This window comes from Bacillus sp. C-3-6 (assembly GCF_054509685.1).
Genome location: NZ_CM137247.1, coordinates 1749703 through 1766031 on the forward strand (window position 1 = coordinate 1749703; position 16329 = coordinate 1766031).

Sequence of the window (16329 nt, forward strand, 5' to 3'; positions counted from 1 at the left end):
GAAGATATAAATTAAAAAGTATAGAGGAGATAAAGGAATGCTTAAAAGGTTTTTACTTTCTTTACCGGATGTTTTACTTATATGTATCGTTCTCTACATAATGTACACAAATTCTTTTAGTTTTGGACAGATGCTAGTAATTTCCATTGCAATCGGAATTATTGGTGGTCTTGCTATTAGAATTTGTAAGGATGTATTCACGTATATAAGATGGACAATTAAACAAAGAAAAAATTGAATATGTTTAATAGTTATTAGGAGGGAATGAAATGACTAAGAAAAAGAATAGAGTGAAAAACGAGATAGTACTTTGGTCACTAACAGCAATTGTTCTATTAATTGTATGGTACTTTTATCAAAAATAAAAACGCATCGTACTCAAAAAGCACGATGCGTTTTTATTATTTTTTTTGCCAATTTTCTTTTATAAAGTCTTCACGACCAGATTCCTTTTGCTCAGTAGCATATTTCTCTGGATTCTTTTTATAGAAATGTTGGTGGTATTCCTCTGCTTCGTAAAAAGGTGCAGCAGGACGAATTTCAGTCACGATTGGATCTTTAAACATACCGCTTTCTGCAAGAGCTTGTTTTGATTTTTCAGCAAGCCCTTTTTGTGTTTCGTTATGATAAAAAATAGCGGTACGATAAGATGGACCACGGTCAAAAAATTGTCCGCCATCATCAGTTGGATCGATTTGTGGCCAATATAAGTCTAGTAATTTCTGATAAGGAAAAATAGAAGGATCGAATGTAATTTGAACAACTTCTAAATGTCCAGATGTTCCAGCTTTTACTTGTTCATATGTTGGGTTTTCTACATGACCTCCTGCATAGCCAGAAAGTACTTTATGAATACCAGGAAGTTCATCAAATGGTTTTACCATGCACCAAAAGCAACCGCCTGCGAAGGTTGCGAGTTCGTATGTTTTTTCGGACATTGCTGTAATCCTCCTAAATGTATATGTTTTATATAGTATTATATAAATTGTTTTATTGCGCAATAAAAAAGATTTGAAAATATATGTTTTTTATAAACAAGATCCTCCGCTCACATCAATTAATTGTCCAGTAACCCAGCGGCTGTCTGGAGAAGCAAGGAATGCAGCAGTATCGGCAATGTCTTCTACTTCACCTAAGCGATTGAAAGCGGAAATAGTAGTAGCGTACTGCTTCATCATCGGGTCGCTCAAGAGTTCTGCATTCATATCTGTTTTAATAAATCCTGGAAGTATTGCATTCACCGTTATTCCTCGTGCTCCAAGCTGTTTTGCTAGCGTAAAAGTCATTGTATTAATAGCGCCTTTCGTCATACTATATGCAACAAAATCAGGTAAAGAAATGCGGGTGGCAGCGGATGAAATATTAATAATTCGGCTATTGTCACGTAAACGTGGCAGTGCTTGTTGAATGATAAAGAATGGTGCTTTTGCATTTACTGAAAACATTCTATCAAAAAATTGTTCAGTCGTTTCTTCAATAAAAGCACCAGGACCAATGCCAGCATTGTTTATTAAAATATCAAATTGTGTTTCACCAGTGCGCTTTTGTAATTCAGTATCTAAAGCTTTATAAAGGTTTTCTACACCGTGTAAGGATTCTAAATTTGCGCCGATAGAAAAAGCTTGGCCACCATTTGATTGAATTTCATGAACAGTTTCTTCAGCGTCATCTTTTCGATTACCGTAATGAACAGCAACCAATGCACCGTCATTTGCTAAACGTTTAGCGATTGCTCGTCCAATTCCTCGGCTTGCTCCTGTAACTAACGCTACTTTCCCTTTTAACATAGTTTCCTCATCTCCTCATAAACTTTATAAGTTTTTCTTTATGTAGTAATGCAAACATACTTAAGTAATATATGAGTGTATGTAAGTAATGCATTCCAATTTTGATTTGAGAAAAAATAAATAGAATGAATTTTGATTTTTTTGAAAAAACATGTTGACAAGGAAAAGAACAACGTCCTATAATACGTGTAACAAATAAAAGTTAATTAAGAATTTTCTAACTTTATATGTTGTATATGCAAAGAAGAGGAAAGTAGATGATTATGATCGTTTCAGAGAGCTACTCCAAGGCTGTGAGGGTAGTAACAATCGAATCATTGAAGATCACCTCGGAGCATCGCTTGCGAAAGGGAAACTGAGTAGAGGGCGGCGGCATCGTCTCCGGTAAAAGGACGGAGGTCTGATTGGACCTACAAAGCTTATATTTCGTGAGAAGTATAAGGAAGCTGAGTGGTAACGCGAAACTCTCGCCTCAGCAATCAAAGCTACTAAATTGTAGTAGTTGATTGCTGAGGCGAGAGTTTTTATTTTTAAAAATAGAAGAAGAGAATGCGTAGAAGAGGAGAGTAAATGATAAAGATTGTTTCAGAGAGCTGCCCCGAGGCTGTGAGGGTGGTAACAATTCACTCATTGAAAATCACCTTGGAGCACTACTTTTGAAAACTAGTAAAAAGTAGCGGGGTTGTTCCCGATAGAAAAACAAAAGTCTAATTGGACTTGCAGAGCTTATATTTCGTGAGAAGTATAAGGAAGCTGAGTGGTACCACGATTCCCTCGTCTCAGCAATGGATTGCTACAAGTATGTAAGTAATCGATTGTTGAGACGAGTATATTTTTAAGGTTTATATACTGAATATTCTGTTAAAAATACTCATCTCAGCAATCGATGTAGAAATAGATTGCAAAAAATAGAGAAAAAAAGAGGAGCGATGTGAGATGGGAAACCAGTACATTTACATGAATGGGGAATTTGTAGAAAAAGAAAAGGCAGTTGTTTCAGTATATGATCACGGTTTTTTATACGGAGACGGTGTATTTGAAGGGATTCGTAGTTACGGAGGAAATGTATTTTGTTTAAAAGAACATGTGAAACGATTGTATGAATCAGCGAAATCTATTTTACTAACAATTCCAATGACGGTAGAAGAAATGGAAGAAGCAGTTTTACATACACTCCAAAAAAACGAATATACTGATGCTTACATTCGCTTAATTGTCTCAAGAGGAAAAGGTGACTTAGGGCTCGATCCGAGAAGTTGTGTGAAGCCGAGCGTAATTATCATTGCAGAACAATTAAAGTTATTCCCACAAGAATTTTATGATAATGGGCTAAGCGTTGTATCGGTTGCATCAAGACGTAATACGCCAGATGCGTTAGATCCACGTATTAAGTCAATGAATTATTTAAATAACGTACTTGTAAAAATTGAAGCAGCACAAGCAGGAGTGTTAGAGGCTCTTATGTTAAATCAACAAGGATATGTTTGTGAAGGTTCTGGTGATAATGTTTTCGTTGTGAAAGATGGAAAAGTATTAACCCCGCCATCCTATTTAGGAGCATTAGAAGGTATTACGAGAAATAGTGTTATCGAGCTATGTGAGCGACTGAGTATTCCGTGTGAGGAAAGACCGTTCACTCGCCATGATGTATATGTAGCGGATGAAGTATTTTTAACAGGAACAGCAGCGGAGTTAATTCCAGTTGTAAAAGTTGATTCCAGAGAAATTGGAGATGGGAAACCAGGAAGTGTAACGAAACAATTGACCGAAGAATTTAAAAAATTAACGAGAGAAAGAGGAGTACGTGTTCCCGGGCTGACGGAAAGCTTAGCGTAAATAAGGAGAGGAGTTAATGGAAATGAAGCAGCAGTATACAGCGTATGAGAAATTACAGTATGAAGAAATGACAGGCGCTGGGCACGTGATTCAATGTTTGAAGAAATTGGGTGTAACGACCGTTTTCGGCTATCCAGGCGGAGCGATTTTACCAGTATACGATGCGTTATACGAAAGTGGTTTGAAACATGTTTTAACTCGTCATGAACAAGCTGCCATTCATGCGGCTGAAGGATATGTGAGAGCTTCTGGAAAGGTCGGGGTAGTCTTTGCTACCTCTGGCCCAGGAGCGACAAATTTAGTTACGGGTTTAGCAGACGCTTATATGGATTCGATTCCTTTAGTCGTCATTACCGGGCAAGTTGCAACGCCTTTAATTGGTAAAGATGGATTTCAAGAAGCGGATGTTGTCGGAATTACAGTACCTGTTACGAAGCATAATTACCAGGTTCGTGATGTGAATCATGTATCACGAATTGTGCAAGAAGCTTTTTACATCGCCAAAAGCGGGCGCCCGGGACCAGTATTAATTGATATTCCAAAAGATATTCAAAATGCAAAAGTCACCAGTTTCTTTAATGAAGAAGTTGATATTCCGGGGTACAAACCAGAACTTGTACCAGACAGCATGAAACTTAGAGAGGTGGCTAAAGCAATTTCAAAATCTAAGCGTCCACTTCTTTATATTGGAGGAGGTGTCATTCATTCAGGTGGATCCGATGAACTCTTCGAATTCGCAAGGGAGAACCGTATTCCAGTCGTTTCAACTTTAATGGGACTTGGTGCATATCCACCGGATGATCCATTGTTTCTAGGGATGCTTGGTATGCATGGGACATACGCTGCTAATATGGCGGTAACAGAATGTGATTTACTACTTGCATTAGGTGTTCGCTTCGATGATCGTGTAACAGGAAAATTAGAACTTTTTTCTCCGAACTCGAAAAAAGTACATATTGATATTGATTCTTCTGAGTTTCATAAAAATGTAACTGTGGAACATCCGATTGTTGGTGATGTAAAAAAAGCGTTACACATGCTGTTACATATGTCTATTTATACACAAACAGACGAATGGCTTCAGAAAGTAAAGACATGGAAAGAAGAATATCCACTTTCTTATAAGCAAAAAGAATCTGAGTTAAAACCACAGCATGTGATCAACTTAGTAAGTGAATTAACGAATGGTGAAGCGATTGTCACAACAGAAGTAGGTCAGCATCAAATGTGGGCTGCTCACTTCTATAAAGCAAGAAAACCTCGGACGTTCCTTACCTCTGGAGGATTAGGAACAATGGGGTTTGGTTTTCCAGCAGCAATTGGTGCTCAGCTAGCTAAAAAAGAAGAACTTGTCATTTGTATTGCAGGTGACGCTTCTTTTCAAATGAACATTCAAGAACTACAAACAATTGCTGAAAATAACATCCCTTTAAAAGTATTTATCATAAATAACAAATTTTTAGGGATGGTAAGGCAATGGCAAGAAATGTTTTATGAAAATCGTTTATCAGAATCAAAAATTGGATCACCAGATTTTGTGAAAGTAGCAGAAGCTTATGGAGTAAAGGGATTAAGAGCAACAAATTCAACCGAGGCAAAACAAGTGATGTTAGAAGCATTTGCTCACGAAGGTCCTGTCGTAGTTGATTTTTGTGTAGAAGAAGGTGAAAACGTATTTCCGATGGTTCCGCCAAACAAAGGGAATAACGAAATGATTATGAAGAGGTGGGAAGAATGAGTCATACTTTTTCACTCGTTATTCATAACGAGCCAAGCGTCTTATTACGTATAAGTGGGATTTTTGCTCGGCGTGGTTATTATATTTCTTCTTTACATTTAAAAGAAAGAGATACTAGTGGTGTTTCTGAAATGAAACTCACAGCAGTTTGTACTGAAAATGAAGCGACATTACTTGTTAGTCAGTTGAAAAAATTAATTGATGTTCTGCAAGTAAATAAATTATAAGGAGTGTATGGAATATGAAAACATATTATGAAAAAGATGCAAATGTAGAGTTATTACAAGGAAAAACTGTTGCAGTAGTTGGTTATGGATCACAAGGTCATGCGCAAGCACAAAATTTACGTGATTCTGGTGTAGAGGTTGTAGTTGGTGTTCGTCCTGGTAAGTCGTATGAAGTAGCGAAAGCGGATGGATTTGAAGTAATGTCTGTTTCAGAAGCGGTTCGAACCGCACAAGTTGTACAAATGTTATTGCCAGATGAACAGCAAGCTCATGTGTATAAAGCAGAGGTAGAAGAGAATCTTCGTGAAGGACAAATGTTACTTTTCTCACATGGATTTAACATTCACTTCGGACAAATTAATCCGCCAAGTTACGTAGATGTAGCGATGGTCGCGCCAAAAAGTCCAGGTCATCTCGTTCGCCGTGTATTTCAAGAAGGAAATGGTGTTCCAGCATTAGTCGCAGTGCATCAAGATGCGACGGGAACAGCGCTACATGTAGCACTGGCGTATGCAAAAGGTGTAGGGTGTACACGTGCGGGGGTAATTGAAACGACATTCCAAGAAGAAACCGAAACGGATTTATTCGGTGAGCAAGCTGTACTTTGCGGCGGGGTAACTGCACTTGTGAAGGCCGGGTTCGAAACGTTAACGGAAGGTGGATATCGTCCTGAAATTGCATACTTTGAATGTTTGCATGAATTAAAGCTAATTGTTGACTTAATGTACGAAGGTGGATTAACGACTATGCGCCATTCTATTTCAGATACGGCAGAGTTTGGAGATTATGTAACAGGATCGAGAATTGTTACAGATGAAACGAAGAAGGAAATGAAGCGTGTTCTGACAGAAATTCAGCAAGGTGAATTTGCGAAGAAATGGATTTTAGAAAATCAAGCAGGGCGTCCGACGTATAACGCAATGAAAAAAGCAGAACAAAATCATCAATTAGAAAAAGTGGGAGCAGAGCTTCGTGAAATGATGAGCTGGATTCATGCACCGAAAGAATTAGTAAAGAAATAGAGTAAGAGAGTATAAATGAAAAATATGTAAGAGGGGATTTGACAAGATGAGAAGTGACATGATTAAAAAAGGTTTTGATAAAGCACCGCACCGTAGTTTATTAAAAGCAACTGGTTTGAAAGATGAAGATTTTGATAAACCTTTCATAGCGATTTGTAATTCTTTTATTGAAATTATTCCAGGGCATAAACACTTGAACGAGTTTGGGAAACTTGTAAAAGAGGCAGTTCGCGCGGCAGGTATGGTACCATTCGAATTCAATACAATTGGAGTTGACGATGGTATTGCGATGGGACATATCGGTATGCGTTATTCTCTTCCGAGTCGTGAAATTATTGCAGATTCAGTAGAAACGGTTGTAAATGCACACTGGTTTGACGGCATGATTTGTATCCCAAACTGTGACAAAATTACACCAGGTATGATGATGGCTGCACTACGTATTAATATTCCGACTGTGTTTGTTTCAGGCGGCCCGATGGCAGCAGGAAAAACATCTAAAGGAGAAGTTGTTGATCTGAGTTCCGTTTTTGAAGGAGTAGGAGCTTATCAATCTGGGAAAATTTCAGAAGAAGAATTAAAAGATATTGAAGATCATGGCTGTCCATCTTGTGGCTCTTGTTCGGGTATGTTTACCGCGAACTCTATGAATTGTTTATGTGAAGTGTTAGGTTTAGCTCTTCCTGGTAACGGGAGTATTTTAGCAATTGATCCAAGACGCGAAGAGTTAATTAAACAAGCAGCAGAGAAATTGAAAATTTTAATTGAAAGAGATATTAAGCCGCGTGATATTGTAACAGAAGAAGCAATTGACGATGCTTTTGCACTTGATATGGCGATGGGCGGATCAACGAATACAGTATTACATACGCTAGCACTCGCACAAGAGGCAGGACTAGATTATGATATGAACCGTATTGATGCAGTTTCAAGACGTGTACCTCATTTATGTAAAGTAAGTCCAGCCTCAAATTGGCATATGGAAGATATTGATCGTGCGGGCGGGATTAGTGCAATTTTGAAAGAGATGAGCCGGAAAGAAGGAGTACTTCATCTTGATCGAATAACTGCTACTGGGCAAACATTAAGAGAAAATATTGCTGAGGCAGAGATTAAAGATAAGGAAGTTATTCACTCTCTCGAAAACCCTCATAGTGAGGAAGGAGGATTGCGTATATTAAAAGGCAACCTTGCGAAAGATGGAGCAGTTATTAAAAGCGGTGCAACAGAAGTAAAGCGTTTTGAAGGACCTTGCGTTATTTTTAATTCACAAGATGAGGCACTTGCTGGCATTATGCTTGGGAAAGTGAAAAAAGGAGATGTAGTTGTCATTCGTTATGAAGGACCAAGAGGTGGCCCTGGTATGCCAGAAATGTTAGCACCAACATCAGCAATTGCTGGAATGGGATTAGGTGCTGAGGTTGCATTATTAACGGATGGACGTTTCTCTGGAGCTTCACGTGGAATTTCAGTAGGACATATTTCACCAGAAGCAGCAGCTGGCGGGATGATTGCACTTCTTGAACAAGGGGATATTGTATGTATTGATGTTGAAGAACGCTTGCTAGAAGTAAGAGTGAGTGATGAAGAATTAGATAAGCGTAAAAAAGAATGGAAACGACCAGAACCGAAAGTAAAAACTGGCTGGCTCGGACGTTATGCACAAATGGTAACATCGGCGAATACAGGGGCTGTCCTGAAAATCCCACATTTTGATTGAGCCAATTTAAAAGAGATAAGGATGATATATAATGGTGCAAAAGGTAAAGGAGAGAGTGAAAATTGAAGATATCTTAATGGCTCATAATTGCCTGAAAGATATCGTTATTAAAACACCGTTACAACGTGATACAGTTTTATCTGAGAAATATGATTGTGACGTTTATGTAAAACGAGAAGACTTACAATTAATTCGCTCTTTCAAAATTCGTGGTGCGTACAATTTAATTCAAAGCTTACCGAAAGAAAAATTACAAAACGGTGTTGTTTGCGCAAGTGCTGGTAATCATGCGCAAGGAGTTGCTTATACGTGTAATTTATTGAAGATTACGTCAAAAATATTTATGCCCACAACAACACCGAAACAAAAAGTATCACAAGTACAATTTTTCGGTGGTGATTTCGCAGAGATTGTATTAGTTGGTGATACATTCGATAGCTCTTTCCAAGAAGCACAGTGTTATTGTGAAGAAAATAGAATGACATTTGTTCATCCGTTTGATGATCCGTATGTCGTTGCTGGTCAAGGGACAGTGGCAGTTGAAATTATGCATGATATGGAGAAACCGGTTGATTATATCTTTACAGCAATCGGTGGTGGTGGATTAGCATCAGGAGTTGGTACATATGTAAAAGGTGTTAGTCCTACTACAAAGGTTATTGGTGTAGAGCCAATGGGAGCTGCATCTATGAAAGAGGCTTTTCTTCAAAATGAAAATGTAGCATTGGAGAAAATAGATAGCTTTGTTGATGGGGCAGCTGTTAAAAAAGTAGGAAAGTTAACATTTGAAACTTGTAAAGATGTAATTGACGATATTATTTTAGTACCAGAGGGGAAAGTTTGTACGACGATTTTAGAACTGTATAAGAAAAATGCGATTGTAGCTGAACCGGCTGGTGCACTCTCTATTGCAGCCCTTGATCTATACAGGGATGAAATAAAAGGTAAAACAGTTGTATGTACGCTAAGTGGTGGAAATAATGATATTGATAGAATGCAAGAAATGAAAGAACGTTCTCTCATTTACGAAGGGTTAAAGCATTATTTCATCATTGAATTTCCACAGCGTTCAGGTGCGCTAAGAGAATTTCTTGATAAAGGATTAGGACCAGAAGATGACATTACGCGCTTTGAGTATATTAAGAAACATAATAAAGAAAATGGTCCAGCATTAGTCGGCGTAGAATTAAAACATAAAGAAGATTATGAGCAATTAATTACTCGCTTTAAAGAAAATAATATTCAATTTATGGAGCTTAATAAAAACCCTGTTTTGTTTGATTTACTTATTTAATAGAAGGAAAGAGTTAGAATCCGATTGTAATTAAAATAAAAAAGATAGATACAAGCGAGGAAATATAGTGCTTGTTCTATCTTTTTTATAGTTAAACTAGGTACTCATTAAATTCAAGAAGAATAAAGCTAGCTAACCAAAAAAATATCGCAATGCGAATAATTACATACATTGTAAATTCAAAGGGAGTAAGATTTCTCTCTCGCTTTATTTTTTTAAATAGTCTCACAGAATAAAAGGAACATAAAAGTAGGATTGCTATAGACATTTTATAAACGTTCTCTAACAAACTTACATTTTCTAATAAGTCTTTCAGCATGTTTATCACCTATTCTGTAAAGTATATTACAGAGAAATAGATCTTGAGCTGTCTAGTTTCGTTTGTTTTTTATTTTCCCTGTATCATCAATTTCTACATCAGTTGAAATTGTTTGTAAATATTGAAGAGCTTTTTTCTTTTCTCCCTCATTTACAGGGGAAACTTGGTTGTTGCGAATGATATAAGGATTGAATGACATTTGGACATCCTTTCCTTTAAAAGTTAAAGTTAATACGCCAGTTTCAGCGCTTTTCCCATTCACATAACTCGGGAATAAAAAGTTACCTAATGAGTAAGCGATAGGAACTTTATTATAATACTCAAACCCTTGTAACCAATGTGGATGGCTTCCGACAATTGCGTTAGCTCCTGCTTCAACCATTTTAGGTACATATTGCTTTTGGTATTCTACCGGACGATTTGATTTTTCAACGCCCCAATGCATATAGACGATTAAATAGTCTGCATCTTGTTTTTGTTCTTTAATTGTTTTTGTTACAAGATTTAAATCATAGCCATTCGCAACGCCAGGTTTATTCTCACCAGCTACCCAATTAGAATCAAGCATAAATCGAACGAAGGAAAGAAATTTAAACTTTTTCCCTTTTACGGTCATTTCTCGTGCTGTATATGCATCTTTCGCATTTTTTCCGGCTCCAATGTAAGGGAACTTTAATTTTTCTACGTGAGAAATCGTATCTAATAATCCATCTTGCCCATAATCAAGTGTGTGGTTATTCCCAATATTTACGATGTCATATCCAGTGTTTTTAATAGCTTGTAGTGTAGATGGATCACTTTTAATCCAAAACAGTTGCCCAGGTGCTTTCTTTTCTTTCGTTGTAAATGCCGACTCTAAATTCACAAAAGAAATATCAGCTTTTTTTATTTCTTCTTTTACATGTTGAAATGGGTAATCAGCCCCATTCTTTTCGATTATAGGACGTAATTGCCAATCAAACATTGTATCACCAGAGAAGGTGAGTGTGATTTCTTGGTCTTCTATTTTCTTTTCGCTTTTTGAAGCGGTTTTACTAGATTTGTTTTGCAAATCGGGTTTGTCTTTTGCTTTTGAAATAAAAGAGTAATTGATTAATAAAACAATCGGTGTAATGAAAAAGGCTATTAACAAAAATCGTTTTAGTAAAGTTTTCATATATACCTTCCCTTTTAATATTATCCCGCAATTAAATTAACACTGAATCTATTAAAGGTAATTAAAGTTACAAAAAATAGCGGGTTATGTAGTGGAAAACATTTGTTAATATTCTCAATATTAAGTTAACATATAGATAACCTGTAAATCAATGTATAAACCAAAATATAGAAATAAAGAATTCGAAGGGTGAAGAATGAGAAATGGTTATATTAGGAGCAGTTGTAAATGGGATTTGTATTATATTTGGTACTTTACTTGGTAAATTATTTAGTAGGATTCCAGAAAGTATGAAAGGGACGATAATGCACGCAATCGGTTTAGCGGTTACTGTGCTTGGGCTTCAAATGGCATTAAAAAGTGAAAACTTTCTTGTTGTCATACTGAGTTTAGTGATTGGTACGGTAATTGGAGAATGGTTACAATTAGAAGAAAAGTTAAAACATTTAGGGGATTGGCTAGAAAATAAAGTTGGATCGAAAGGGAAAGGTAGCATATCAGAAGGTTTTGTAACAGCTACTTTAATTTTTGCAATTGGCGCGATGGGGATACTTGGTGCACTTGACAGTGGGATTCGCGGAAATCATGATATTTTATTTACAAAGGCGATTATCGATGGATTTATTTCTATTATATTAACGACAACTCTAGGAATTGGCGTAGTATTTTCGGCGATTCCAGTTGTTTTATATGAAGGTGGTATTGCAGTTTTTGCAACACAAATTAATAGTTTTGTCCCGAAAGAATTAATGAACCAATTTATAGTGGAGATGACGGCTACGGGTGGCATTATGATATCTGCTATTGGATTGAACTTGCTTAGTATTATTAAAATCAAGGTGGCAAATTTACTTCCAGGTATATTGGTAGTGGGTGTAATTGTTTCAATTATTTATGGTTACGGTTTGTTAGTAAATTAGTAGAGGATGGAAACACATATGGAGGAATTTCAATTTACAAAACGTGTGCATAAAATATTGGAGATTGCAGCAAAAGAGAGTGAGTATAACATAATTCAACCAGTCCATCTGTTTATAGGTATGTGTAAAGAAGGTACAGGAGTTTGCGCTGAGTTATTTATGTATTTGTTTCATAAAGTCGGTCCAGATTTTTTAGAAAAACTTTCGTTACGAAAACGATTCGATTTACATAATCAAGAGTATAAAAAAATAGGGCAATATAAACTATCTTATAAGGCGATAGAAATTTTACAAATAGCGAAGAAACGTATGGAACGCTTTCAGCAAGTAGTAGTAAATGAAGGACATGTTATGTATGCATTATTTCGTGTAGATACAAATATTGGTGGATTTATACATACACAAATGCAAAAAGATATATTACGTATTACAGCTGCACCGAGAGACTTAGCGGTTGATTTAAATAGTTTTAAATCTACTTATAATACATTATTTTGTCATGTAAGAAGAGTTAGTCCTTCTGATTTTGATAAGTTATCACGATTTGTAGTGGACGAATTTGGTGAACGGTGGTTACAGTCGGTTGATTATGGATTTCGGACATATAACGAAAAGTTACCTATCTATATTGCACAGCAGGAGGAAGTAATAGTTGGTTTCGCCTGTTACGATGTAGTGAGAGGAAAGAAAGGCTTGTTTGGTCCAATGGGCATAGCGAAACAAAATCGTGTGAAAGGTGTAGGAAAAGAATTATTGCATCATTGTTTATATAATATGAAGCAAGATGGATATGAATATGCGATTATTGGACAAGCAGGTCCCATTGAGTTTTACGAGAGAAATTGTAATGCTCGTTTAATACCGATAGATAATAAGTAACCAACTTCATATAGAGGAGTTGGTTTTATTATGAAAATGATGTAGAGATGTAGTGGTTTTTACTAGAAAATAGCGGGTTTTGTAGTAAATCTTGCATATAAAGCAAATTACTAAACTTTTTACAAGAAAGGGTGTAGAATGGGTATCTAAAGAAAGAAGGTGTGAAAATGGCCAGCTGGAAACGGAATTTAATGATTTGTTGGCTAGGTTGTTTTACCACTGCAGCCGGTATGAGTTTAGTAATTCCTTTCTTATCTTTTTATATTGAGGAATTAGGAGTAACTGGCACTTCAAGCATTGCACAGTGGTCGGGACTTGCATTTGGTGTAACATTTTTAATGGGTGCGATCGTATCACCAATATGGGGGAAGCTTGGTGATATACATGGACGGAAATTGATGCTTATTCGTGCTAGCCTTGGCATGGCGATTATTATGACGCTTATGGGGTTTGTAACGGATGTGTATCAACTAGTCGCACTAAGATTTTTAATGGGAGCAGTATCTGGTTTCCTTTCAACCGCAATGACATTTATTGCAGCAGAAACTCCGAAAGAACATTCAGGTTGGGCGATTTCCACAATTTCAACTGGTGGTGTGAGCGGTTCGTTACTTGGCCCGTTACTTGGAGGTTATTTGTCTGAGTTAATTGGAATGCGTCATGTCTTTCTTGTTACAGGAGCTTTTTTATTCCTTTCCTTTCTCATCGTTTTTTTCTTCTTGCATGAAGAAAATCACTCTGCTCAAGCAAAAAAAACACAGCCGAAAAAAGTATGGACGATGGTCCCAGCGAAGCATTTAATTATTAGTTTATTTGTAACAACATTTATTATTCAACTTGCTAATATGTCGGTTCAACCAATTGTTACATTGTACGTGAAAAATTTAGTAGGTCCTCATACTGCACATATTGAAACAATTGCGGGAGCAGTTATGTCAGCAACAGGATTAGCAGTTATTTTGGCAGCACCAAGACTAGGAAGATTATCAGATCATATCGGTCCTCAAAAAACGTTAGTTGTAGCGTTATTTGCAGCAGGAATTATTTTTATCCCGCAAGCATTTGTAACCTCAGCTTGGCAACTATTAATTCTTCGATTTTTATTAGGTATCGCACAAGCAGGATTATTGCCTTCCGTACAAACTCTACTAAAACAACATACACCAACTCATGTTACGGGACGAATATTTGGATATAATCAGTCGTTTCAGTTTTTAGGAAATATGATTGGTCCAGTGCTCGGGGGACAAATTGCAGCGCATGCAGGCTTCCAATATGTTTTCCTCTCTACATCATCACTATTATTTATTGCGTGTATTTGGGTTTATTTTCATAATAAGAACGAAGAAGTATCAGAGAAACAACGTTTGGAAGTTAGTTAACTAAGTGAATGAAAAAGAAAAAGGATGAAGCAACATGTGCTTCATCCTTTTTCTTTAAAATCGAAGACAGAGATAACTTAATGTACCAAGCTCATAACTACGGTGAATGACTTCACCGCTATTCTCGCCACTTCCCATTGCAATAAACAAAGGAACAAAATGCTCTGCTCTTGGTACGGCTAATTGTGCATGAGGAGCATTATTCTCCCAATTAAACAATGCATCTTTATCGTTATTCTGCATATGTTTAATAATCCAATCATCAAATTCAATTGCCCATTTTTCAGGTGTAGTTTGATTCCATTTCAGTGCTCGTAAATTATGAACGGTAACGCCACTACCGATTACTAAAATATCTTCTTGTCCGAGTCCTTTAAGTGCTTCTCCAATTTCAAATTGTTCTTTTGCAGAAAGGAATGGATTTACTGATATTTGCACGACAGGAATATTTGCTTCTGGATACATGCGGTGCAGGAGTGTCCATGAACCATGATCTAAACCTCTCGTCATATTATGATGGACTGGAATACCTTTGTTTCTAAATTTTGTTTCTAACATAGATGCAATGCTAGAAGAGCCTTTCGCACGATATTTGATTTCGTATAACTCAGGGGGGAAACCTCCAAAATCATAAATTGTTTCATATTCGTTATCTGATGAGGAAATCGTTAATACTTCAGTTTCCCAGTGAGCAGTGAAAATAACAATTGCTTTCGGTTTATATGTTTCTCCAAGTGTTTTTAAAAATCGTGTATAGTCTGTATCTTGAATAGCGAGCATAGGCGAACCATGTGCTAAAAATAGTGATGGCATCATAATAGTAGAAACCTCCTAAAAATTATATAATTACTTTATGTAAGTAACTATATAATTTTATTTTTGATTCGTCAAGAGATTAGTTTGAAAGCAAGTCTGAAAAATACATCATTTGTCATAATGAAAGCAATTACATATAATATAAAATAAGAAAAGTGAATGGATATTCATTTTTCTTAAAGGTATACATAATAAATTTGGGGGCTGACGAAATGAATGTACAGGAAAGTTTCGTTACGGCATTGGATGGATCGGAAATTTATTTGCGTAAATGGTTACCAGAAGGAGATCCGAGAGGAATTATTCAAATTGCACATGGCATGACAGAGCATGCAGGGGTGTATACAGAATTTGTAGATGCTTTATTGGAAGCAGGGTATGGTGTTTATGCGCATGATCATAAAGGACATGGGAAAACAGTAAAAAAAGAAGAAGATTATGGTCATTTTGAACCAAATATAGGGTGGAATCAAGTTGTATCGGATGTTATCTTTGTTTCAGAAAGGATAAAAGAAGAACAGTCAAGTCCTTTGTTTTTACTTGGACATAGTATGGGTTCTTTTTTATCAAGACGTGCTGTACAACTTAGGGGTGAACTATATGATGGATTTCTAATTTCAGGAACAGGTGGAAATCCAGGGCTTTTAGGAGCTATTGGTCATAAAGTAGCAACAATCGAAATGAAATTGCGCGGGGCAAAAACGAAAAGTCCAATGTTAAACTTTTTATCTTTCGGAAACTTCAATTCGAACTTTAAGCCAAATCGTACAAAATTTGATTGGTTATCTTCAGATAATAATCAAGTTGATAAATATATTGCGGATCCGTTATGTGGTTTCATTTGTACGACGAGTTTTTACCGAGAATTATTTTCTGGAGTATTAGAAGTAAATAAACTAGAAGAATACAAGAAGACGCCAAAGAATCTTCCAATACATATATTCTCTGGTGATCGTGATCCTGTTGGCGATATGGGGAAAGGTGTAAAAGAAGTATATGAAAATTATAAAAAATGTGGTGTGAAAGACGTGACACTACGTTTATATGAAAATGGTAGACATGAAATGTTTCATGAAGTAAATAAGGATGAAGTATTTAAAGATTTAATTTCGTGGTTAGATGAGCATAATAAATGAGAAAAATAAGCCCAAACTGTTTGTAGTTTGGGCTTATATATTTTACAGAAATAGGGGCAATAAATTCTTAAATTCACTTTACTTAATAAAAAATAAA

16 protein-coding genes and 1 other annotated feature are annotated in these 16329 nt (G+C 36.3%); of the genes, 11 read left to right on the top strand and 5 right to left on the bottom strand.

Annotated features, from left to right (window positions below; genetic code table 11):
• Positions 1 to 37 precede the first annotated feature (37 nt).
• Positions 38 to 238, top strand: a complete 201-nt coding sequence (locus tag ACW0JX_RS09075) for a hypothetical protein (protein WP_000919314.1) — start codon at positions 38 to 40, stop codon at positions 236 to 238.
• Positions 239 to 401: 163 nt separating this feature from the next.
• Here ACW0JX_RS09075 and msrA read toward each other — a convergent pair whose 3' ends face one another.
• Entirely contained in the window at positions 402 to 938 is a 537-nt protein-coding gene (gene msrA / locus ACW0JX_RS09080; protein ID WP_001291883.1) for a peptide-methionine (S)-S-oxide reductase MsrA, read from the bottom strand.
• A 90-nt stretch (positions 939 to 1028) separates the two neighbouring features.
• A complete protein-coding gene (locus ACW0JX_RS09085) occupies positions 1029 to 1787 on the bottom strand; it encodes an SDR family oxidoreductase (RefSeq protein WP_000911802.1) in 759 nt (252 codons plus the stop codon).
• Between the two features lie 545 nt (positions 1788 to 2332).
• Positions 2333 to 2572, top strand: a binding site (T-box leader).
• A 151-nt stretch (positions 2573 to 2723) separates the two neighbouring features.
• Between ACW0JX_RS09085 and ilvE the strand changes: the two genes are divergently transcribed.
• From ilvE to ilvA, 6 genes are read left to right on the top strand one after another with little or no spacing between them, the layout of a single operon-like run.
• Entirely contained in the window at positions 2724 to 3623 is a 900-nt protein-coding gene (ilvE, locus tag ACW0JX_RS09090; protein ID WP_000528161.1) for a branched-chain-amino-acid transaminase, read from the top strand.
• Between the two features lie 22 nt (positions 3624 to 3645).
• The gene (gene ilvB, locus ACW0JX_RS09095) at positions 3646 to 5361 is read left to right on the top strand and encodes an acetolactate synthase large subunit (protein WP_157676183.1); all 1716 of its coding nucleotides are present in this window, start codon (positions 3646 to 3648) and stop codon (positions 5359 to 5361) included.
• Positions 5358 to 5588, top strand: coding sequence for an ACT domain-containing protein (locus tag ACW0JX_RS09100; RefSeq protein ID WP_000019909.1), 231 nt, complete (start codon positions 5358 to 5360; stop codon positions 5586 to 5588). Before ilvB ends, ACW0JX_RS09100 begins: the two co-directional genes overlap by 4 nt.
• 14 nt (positions 5589 to 5602) lie before the next feature.
• A complete protein-coding gene (gene ilvC, locus ACW0JX_RS09105; protein WP_000861143.1) occupies positions 5603 to 6610 on the top strand; it encodes a ketol-acid reductoisomerase in 1008 nt (335 codons plus the stop codon).
• Positions 6611 to 6656: 46 nt separating this feature from the next.
• Positions 6657 to 8330 carry a dihydroxy-acid dehydratase gene (gene ilvD / locus ACW0JX_RS09110; RefSeq protein ID WP_001255813.1) on the top strand — a complete coding sequence of 558 codons (1674 nt, stop codon included), beginning with the start codon at positions 6657 to 6659 and terminating at the stop codon, positions 8328 to 8330.
• A 31-nt stretch (positions 8331 to 8361) separates the two neighbouring features.
• On the top strand, positions 8362 to 9624 hold the full coding sequence (gene ilvA, locus ACW0JX_RS09115) for a threonine ammonia-lyase IlvA (RefSeq protein WP_459245593.1): 1263 nt from the start codon (positions 8362 to 8364) through the stop codon (positions 9622 to 9624).
• Positions 9625 to 9715: 91 nt separating this feature from the next.
• Here the strand turns inward: ilvA and ACW0JX_RS09120 are convergent, their stop codons facing one another.
• Both ACW0JX_RS09120 and ACW0JX_RS09125 read right to left on the bottom strand, forming a co-directional pair.
• Positions 9716 to 9943: a hypothetical protein gene (locus ACW0JX_RS09120; protein ID WP_023521660.1), complete on the bottom strand. Its 228-nt coding sequence runs from the start codon at positions 9941 to 9943 to the stop codon at positions 9716 to 9718.
• A 52-nt stretch (positions 9944 to 9995) separates the two neighbouring features.
• Positions 9996 to 11099: a CapA family protein gene (locus tag ACW0JX_RS09125; RefSeq protein ID WP_459245594.1), complete on the bottom strand. Its 1104-nt coding sequence runs from the start codon at positions 11097 to 11099 to the stop codon at positions 9996 to 9998.
• Positions 11100 to 11302: 203 nt separating this feature from the next.
• Here ACW0JX_RS09125 and ACW0JX_RS09130 point away from each other — a divergent pair, with 203 nt between their 5' ends.
• The 3 genes from ACW0JX_RS09130 (at position 11303) to ACW0JX_RS09140 (ending at position 14280) form a co-directional block, all read left to right on the top strand.
• A complete protein-coding gene (locus ACW0JX_RS09130) occupies positions 11303 to 12019 on the top strand; it encodes a DUF554 domain-containing protein (RefSeq protein ID WP_000236030.1) in 717 nt (238 codons plus the stop codon).
• Positions 12020 to 12037: 18 nt separating this feature from the next.
• On the top strand, positions 12038 to 12898 hold the full coding sequence (locus ACW0JX_RS09135; protein WP_459245595.1) for a GNAT family N-acetyltransferase: 861 nt from the start codon (positions 12038 to 12040) through the stop codon (positions 12896 to 12898).
• A gap of 167 nt (positions 12899 to 13065) precedes the next feature.
• Positions 13066 to 14280 (top strand): multidrug efflux MFS transporter, encoded by a 1215-nt coding sequence (locus ACW0JX_RS09140; protein WP_000179302.1) that lies wholly within the window; start codon positions 13066 to 13068, stop codon positions 14278 to 14280.
• Between the two features lie 54 nt (positions 14281 to 14334).
• On the opposite strand, the gene ACW0JX_RS09145 is transcribed toward ACW0JX_RS09140, so the two are convergent.
• A complete protein-coding gene (locus ACW0JX_RS09145; protein ID WP_016513025.1) occupies positions 14335 to 15096 on the bottom strand; it encodes a DODA-type extradiol aromatic ring-opening family dioxygenase in 762 nt (253 codons plus the stop codon).
• A gap of 212 nt (positions 15097 to 15308) precedes the next feature.
• On the opposite strand from ACW0JX_RS09145, the gene ACW0JX_RS09150 reads away from it, so the two are divergent.
• Positions 15309 to 16232, top strand: coding sequence for an alpha/beta hydrolase (locus tag ACW0JX_RS09150; protein ID WP_182812139.1), 924 nt, complete (start codon positions 15309 to 15311; stop codon positions 16230 to 16232).
• Positions 16233 to 16329 lie beyond the last annotated feature (97 nt).

What these genes read in the sequence shown, in the direction of transcription:
- ilvE (WP_000528161.1), top strand. Translation starts at nt 2,724, where the DNA reads ATGGGAAACCAGTACATTTACATGAATGGGGAATTTGTAGAAAAAGAA.
- ACW0JX_RS09125 (WP_459245594.1), bottom strand. Translation starts at nt 11,099, where the DNA reads ATGAAAACTTTACTAAAACGATTTTTGTTAATAGCCTTTTTCATTACA.
- ACW0JX_RS09135 (WP_459245595.1), top strand. Translation starts at nt 12,038, where the DNA reads ATGGAGGAATTTCAATTTACAAAACGTGTGCATAAAATATTGGAGATT.
- ilvB (WP_157676183.1), top strand. Translation starts at nt 3,646, where the DNA reads ATGAAGCAGCAGTATACAGCGTATGAGAAATTACAGTATGAAGAAATG.
- ACW0JX_RS09100 (WP_000019909.1), top strand. Translation starts at nt 5,358, where the DNA reads ATGAGTCATACTTTTTCACTCGTTATTCATAACGAGCCAAGCGTCTTA.
- ACW0JX_RS09120 (WP_023521660.1), bottom strand. Translation starts at nt 9,943, where the DNA reads ATGCTGAAAGACTTATTAGAAAATGTAAGTTTGTTAGAGAACGTTTAT.
- ilvA (WP_459245593.1), top strand. Translation starts at nt 8,362, where the DNA reads ATGGTGCAAAAGGTAAAGGAGAGAGTGAAAATTGAAGATATCTTAATG.
- ACW0JX_RS09075 (WP_000919314.1), top strand. Translation starts at nt 38, where the DNA reads ATGCTTAAAAGGTTTTTACTTTCTTTACCGGATGTTTTACTTATATGT.
- ACW0JX_RS09140 (WP_000179302.1), top strand. Translation starts at nt 13,066, where the DNA reads ATGGCCAGCTGGAAACGGAATTTAATGATTTGTTGGCTAGGTTGTTTT.
- ilvD (WP_001255813.1), top strand. Translation starts at nt 6,657, where the DNA reads ATGAGAAGTGACATGATTAAAAAAGGTTTTGATAAAGCACCGCACCGT.
- ACW0JX_RS09085 (WP_000911802.1), bottom strand. Translation starts at nt 1,787, where the DNA reads ATGTTAAAAGGGAAAGTAGCGTTAGTTACAGGAGCAAGCCGAGGAATT.
- ilvC (WP_000861143.1), top strand. Translation starts at nt 5,603, where the DNA reads ATGAAAACATATTATGAAAAAGATGCAAATGTAGAGTTATTACAAGGA.
- ACW0JX_RS09130 (WP_000236030.1), top strand. Translation starts at nt 11,303, where the DNA reads ATGGTTATATTAGGAGCAGTTGTAAATGGGATTTGTATTATATTTGGT.
- ACW0JX_RS09145 (WP_016513025.1), bottom strand. Translation starts at nt 15,096, where the DNA reads ATGATGCCATCACTATTTTTAGCACATGGTTCGCCTATGCTCGCTATT.
- ACW0JX_RS09150 (WP_182812139.1), top strand. Translation starts at nt 15,309, where the DNA reads ATGAATGTACAGGAAAGTTTCGTTACGGCATTGGATGGATCGGAAATT.
- msrA (WP_001291883.1), bottom strand. Translation starts at nt 938, where the DNA reads ATGTCCGAAAAAACATACGAACTCGCAACCTTCGCAGGCGGTTGCTTT.